Here is a 4,519-nt window from a genome sequence, read left to right on the forward strand (position 1 = left end):
ACCGCCCCCGAAAGATTTTTTCTTCCCCTTTATCCTGTGGACAGGCATAACAGTCTGCGGAGACCGCGCCCGCCCGCGAAAGCCCCCTGCGCCATCCGATCAGCGACAGCGAGAACGCAGGTCGCTCAGATGCCAACCTCAGGCCCTGGCATCGCCTGTCCTCTCCACGCTCCCTGGCGGTCTGAGAGAGGAGAGGGGGCGGGGGAAGATTCCCCTCACCCCCTCCCAGAGGGACGGGATGCTCCACTGGCCCTCACTTCCACTGATCCTTAGGGAGGATCTGGAACTTCCCGTCCTTCACCGTGACCAGCACGAAGTCCCTGTAGTCGAACCCGAGGTGATCGGTGGGGCTGAGGTTGAAGAGGCCATGGGTGCCCGGGAAGTTCTTGATCTCCTTCTCGAGGGCCTCCCGGACCCTCGCCCGCTGTTCGGCCAGCGGCAGGCCGTCGGGCAGGGTCTTCAGGGCGGCCAGGGCCCACTGGAGCGCGTCGTAGGCGTGGCCAGCGAAGGTGCTGATGGGCTCCCCCTTCGTGAATTCCTGATAGGCCTTAATGAAGTCGAGGTTCAGCTTCTTGACGGGGTCGGCGTCCGGCAGCTGCTCCGCCACCAGGATCTTGCCACAGGGCATCACCGTGCCCTCTGCCGCTGGACCGGCGTTCTTGACCAGGTCCGGGCTGCACGAGCCGTGGCCATGGACGATCCGGATCTCCGGCAGGGCGTCCCGGACGGCGACGTTGACCAGCGCCGAGGCCGGCGGGATGGAGCCGATGACCACCGCCTGGCATCCGCTGGCCTTCACCCGTTCCACCTGGGGGAACTCCGTGGCGGTCCGCTCGAAGGCATCGCCGTAGACGATCTCAATGCCTGCCCCAGGGAAGATCGCCTGGGCGCTGGCGAAGGTGTCCTTACCGTAGGCGGTGTTCTCATAGAGGTGGCAGACCTTGGTCACCCCGACGGCCTTCAGGTAATCGGCCTGCATCTGGGCGGAATGGAGGTTCTCGGGGACCGGCTTGAAGATCCACTCCCGCATCTTCTTGGTCTCGGGGTCCTCGATGATCGAGCGGGCGGAGGCCATGGAGATCATCGGGGTCTGGGCTTCCGTGGCGATCGGCACCATGGCCAGGCTGGGGCCGCTGAGGGTGCCGGCCACCAGCACCACTACACCTTCCTGTTCGATCAGGCGCCGGGCCACGCTGGCGGCGGTATCGGTTTTGCTTTCGTCATCGAAGATAAGGATCTGCACTTCATGGCGCACCCCATCCGGCCCAACGATCCCGCCCTGGGCGTTGAGCTGCGCCTGGACCAGCTGAGCGGTGTTGCGCTCGGGGATGCCCAGACTGGCCCCGGGGCCGGTGATCGACGCGATGAAGCCGATCTTGTAGGTGACACCGACCTTCGGGGTTGGCGTCGGCGTCGGAGGAGCAGCGGGCGCTGGCGTTGGGGTGGCGGGGGGCGGCGGGGTTGGCGTCGGCGTCGGAGCCGCACACGCGATCAGCAGGATAGCAATCAGGGCGGTCGCCAGCCATCCATAACGGTTCATGGGACCCTCCTCTCCCGAGGATCACCCGCTGGTGGGCCCAGCGGGAATGTTCCCCCACTCCAGGCGGCCTTGATCCTAAGGAGATTCCGATGAAGAAGTTGCGCCGTTCGCTTCCTTGAGGGCTTTGAGGGCGGGGCAAGGCAACTCGTCCAACCGACTCTCAGGAGAAAAAATCTTTCGGGGGCGGTGGCGGGGGGCCTTTGGCCTCCCGCACCACCCCCGAAAACCCCCAAATCAAAACGGACAAAGCACCAGCCCGAATTTCTCCAACACCCTCGCAGGGGCTGGACACCCGAGACGCTCAGCCTCCTCTCCCCGCGCGATAGGCGGTGGGATTGTCCGCTTTTGATTAAGCGAACGTTTGTTTATCCCGTTTATATTTTTTATAGCAGCGATGATTAAAAATGTCAAGGGCGCACTCCTTCTCCCTCCTCCCCACGGCCCTTTGGGCCGGGGAGGGGGGAGAAAACATCTTCCGGGGATGGGGGGCCAAAGCCCCCCCGCCCCCGAAAACCCCCTAAATCGAAGCATTAGATGGCAAATTGCGTTGCATTTATAATCGGTTTAAACGGAGGCGAAATCGTGCGCACACCGTATGGGGCAGAGTGCCCGTTTTACTACGAGGATTACTATCGGGGGCGGCAGACGCAGGCCTGTCGGTTGATCGAGCGAACCCCCGGCGGAGGAGTCTGGAAGCCCTATCTTTGCGCTACGTGTCCGATCCCCGGGATCGTTCGCGCGAACGCCTGCCCCCATCTGGCCCTGGAGGCTCGGGTCGTGAAGACGTGGTGGGGCCTGCGGGAACAGGTGCGCGTCTATGCGGTTTGCACCCTCCGCTTGGTGGAAGTCCCGCGCCCAGAGATCGGCTGCGGAGAATGTCATCTCCATCGGTTGCCTCCCTCCGACCAAGAGGATGACGCCCGATGATCCGCGCAGTCCTTTTCGACCTGGACGGCACCTTGCTGGGCAATGATATGGATCGCTTCATGCCGGTCTATTTCGATCGGCTTCGGGGGTTCGTGGCGCCTCATCATCCACCGGAACCGTTCCTCTCCGCCCTCCTAAGTGCAGTGCGAGAGGCGATCCGCCGGCCGGATCCCCGACGCACGGTGTGGGAGCGTTTTGTGGAGGCGTTCGAGCAGGAGACGAAGCGGCCCATGGATTTCTGGATGCCGCTCTTCGATCGCTTTTATGCGGAGATCTTTCCCTCCCTGCGCGCCCTCACCGAGCCTCGGGTCGAAGCCCGGCTGCTGGTGGAGCGTGCGCGGGCGTGGGGCCTGCGCATCGCCATCGCGACGAACCCGGTCTTCCCGGAGATCGCAATCCGCCAGCGCCTGGAGTGGGCGGGCCTGGAGGATATCCCCTTTGACTGGATCACCACGATGGAGAACATGCGCTTTACAAAGCCATGGCCCGAATATTACCGGGAGGTGGCGGACCATCTGCAGGTCCCCCCGGAAGCATGCGGGATGATCGGCAATGATCGGAAGCAGGACATCGAGCCGGCCCAGCAGGTGGGGATGCAAACGTTCTGGGTCTGTGAGGGTGGGAATGGGATGTTCCGAAAGAACCAAGGGGATCTCCGCCAGGCCCTTCGATGGCTGGAGGATCTGAACTGAGCGCAGGGATTCCGGGCTAGGGTTGCCTTGAGCGGCCCTGCTCCGAAAATTTCCTACGTCCATGAAAGGCCAGGATTCGAGAGGCGGGGGGAGTTGTCTTCGGCACAGGGGGGCATGGGGATGCGTAGGCCGAGGGCAGTGATCGGGATGATCGGATTGGGACTGGCGATCGGCGTGGGGATGGGGTTCTTCTTCGGGCGTTACATCTGGCCGGTGCGTTATATCGATGTGGCACCCGCGGATCTCCACCCGGACTGGCAGGCCGAATACGTCCGGATGGTCGCGCTGGCCTACGCCCGGGATCGGGATCTCGCCCTCGCCCGGGCCCGCCTGGCCCTGCTGGGGGATCCCATCGAGGTTCTGAGGCGGCTGCCCGATCGATCGCCAGCGTCCTTTTCTCCGGAAGCCCGCTTGGCGGTGGCGGATCTGTTGCGCGCTCTGCGTTCTTTCCCCGCATCCGGATCGTCGGGAGGTCCCCCGTGAGAGGTCGTCTGGGGATCGCCTTCTTGGCCGGCCTGCTTCCGGGCCTCGTGGGCGGGCTTTACCTGGCTTGGGAGATTTTCCCGCCGCCGCCCGGATGGTCCTCCCCCGCCGAGCTGGCCGGCCCTTACCAGGAGCTCTGGATCGTCCTGGCTGCTCAGGCGGATGCCGTCGAGCGGGATCCTGGGGCGTTGCAGCGGCGGCTGGAGGCACTGGCCCTGCCCGATCTCCCGGATCGGGTGGCCGCCCTTGCCGAGCGGGGGCTTCTAGAGAACTGGCCTTCCGGGATCGTTCAGGACTTGGCCCACGTGGCCCAGCAGCTGGGTGCCCGCTCCCCCGCGCTGGTGGTGATCCTGGCCACGCCGGTCCCCACCCGCTTGCCGCCTTCGCCGACGCTGATTCCCACCCCGACGGCTTCCCCCACTCCGACGCCTTCTCCGACCGTGACCCTGACGCCTCCGCCATCGCCCACCCCGATCCCGACCCATGAGCCTTCCCCCACGCCCGTCCTGGCCGGGATCGAGGCCCCGACCTCTACACCCACGCCGTCAGTTCCGCAGGTGGTGGAACGGCAGCCATTGTGCGAGGCTTCGCCGCTTCTACGGATCCATGTCCTCGGCCCGGATGGAAAAGAGCGCTCCGGCGTGCGCGTGTGGGTGAGCGGGCCCCGAGGGACGGAAACGTTGCTGACGGGATTGAAGCCGGGAATGGGAGAGGGGTATGCGGATGCTCAGATGGAGCCTCAGCGGATTTATCGCTTCGGAATCGAAGGGCTGGAGCTCACACTGGAGGAGGTGGTCGCCCGTCCGTGCGAGCGTCCGGAGGGCCAAACCGGCTGGACCGGATGGGAGGTGTGGGTGCGCTTGCCGCGTTGAGATCT

5 protein-coding genes are annotated in these 4,519 nt (G+C 64.9%); 4 read left to right on the plus strand and 1 reads right to left on the minus strand.

Annotated elements, in window-relative coordinates:
• Window positions 1-253: 253 nt before the first annotated feature.
• The gene (locus tag NZM16_RS03005; protein WP_295478459.1) at window positions 254-1,540 is read right to left on the minus strand and encodes an ABC transporter substrate-binding protein; all 1,287 of its coding nucleotides are present in this window, start codon (window positions 1,538-1,540) and stop codon (window positions 254-256) included.
• A 582-nt stretch (window positions 1,541-2,122) separates the two neighbouring features.
• Here NZM16_RS03005 and NZM16_RS03010 point away from each other — a divergent pair.
• From NZM16_RS03010 to NZM16_RS03025, 4 genes are all read left to right on the plus strand, one after another.
• Window positions 2,123-2,467 carry a hypothetical protein gene (locus NZM16_RS03010; protein WP_295448187.1) on the plus strand — a complete coding sequence of 115 codons (345 nt, stop codon included), beginning with the start codon at window positions 2,123-2,125 and terminating at the stop codon, window positions 2,465-2,467.
• Window positions 2,464-3,159, plus strand: a complete 696-nt coding sequence (locus NZM16_RS03015) for an HAD family hydrolase (protein WP_295448184.1) — start codon at window positions 2,464-2,466, stop codon at window positions 3,157-3,159. Before NZM16_RS03010 ends, NZM16_RS03015 begins: the two co-directional genes overlap by 4 nt.
• A gap of 120 nt (window positions 3,160-3,279) precedes the next feature.
• Window positions 3,280-3,642, plus strand: a complete 363-nt coding sequence (locus tag NZM16_RS03020) for a hypothetical protein (protein ID WP_295448181.1) — start codon at window positions 3,280-3,282, stop codon at window positions 3,640-3,642.
• Window positions 3,639-4,514, plus strand: a complete 876-nt coding sequence (locus NZM16_RS03025) for a hypothetical protein (RefSeq protein WP_295478462.1) — start codon at window positions 3,639-3,641, stop codon at window positions 4,512-4,514. The genes NZM16_RS03020 and NZM16_RS03025 overlap by 4 nt, the downstream gene beginning before the upstream one ends.
• Window positions 4,515-4,519 lie beyond the last annotated feature (5 nt).

The sequence above is a fragment of the Thermoflexus sp. genome (assembly GCF_025055495.1).
Lineage (GTDB): Bacteria > Chloroflexota > Anaerolineae > Thermoflexales > Thermoflexaceae > Thermoflexus.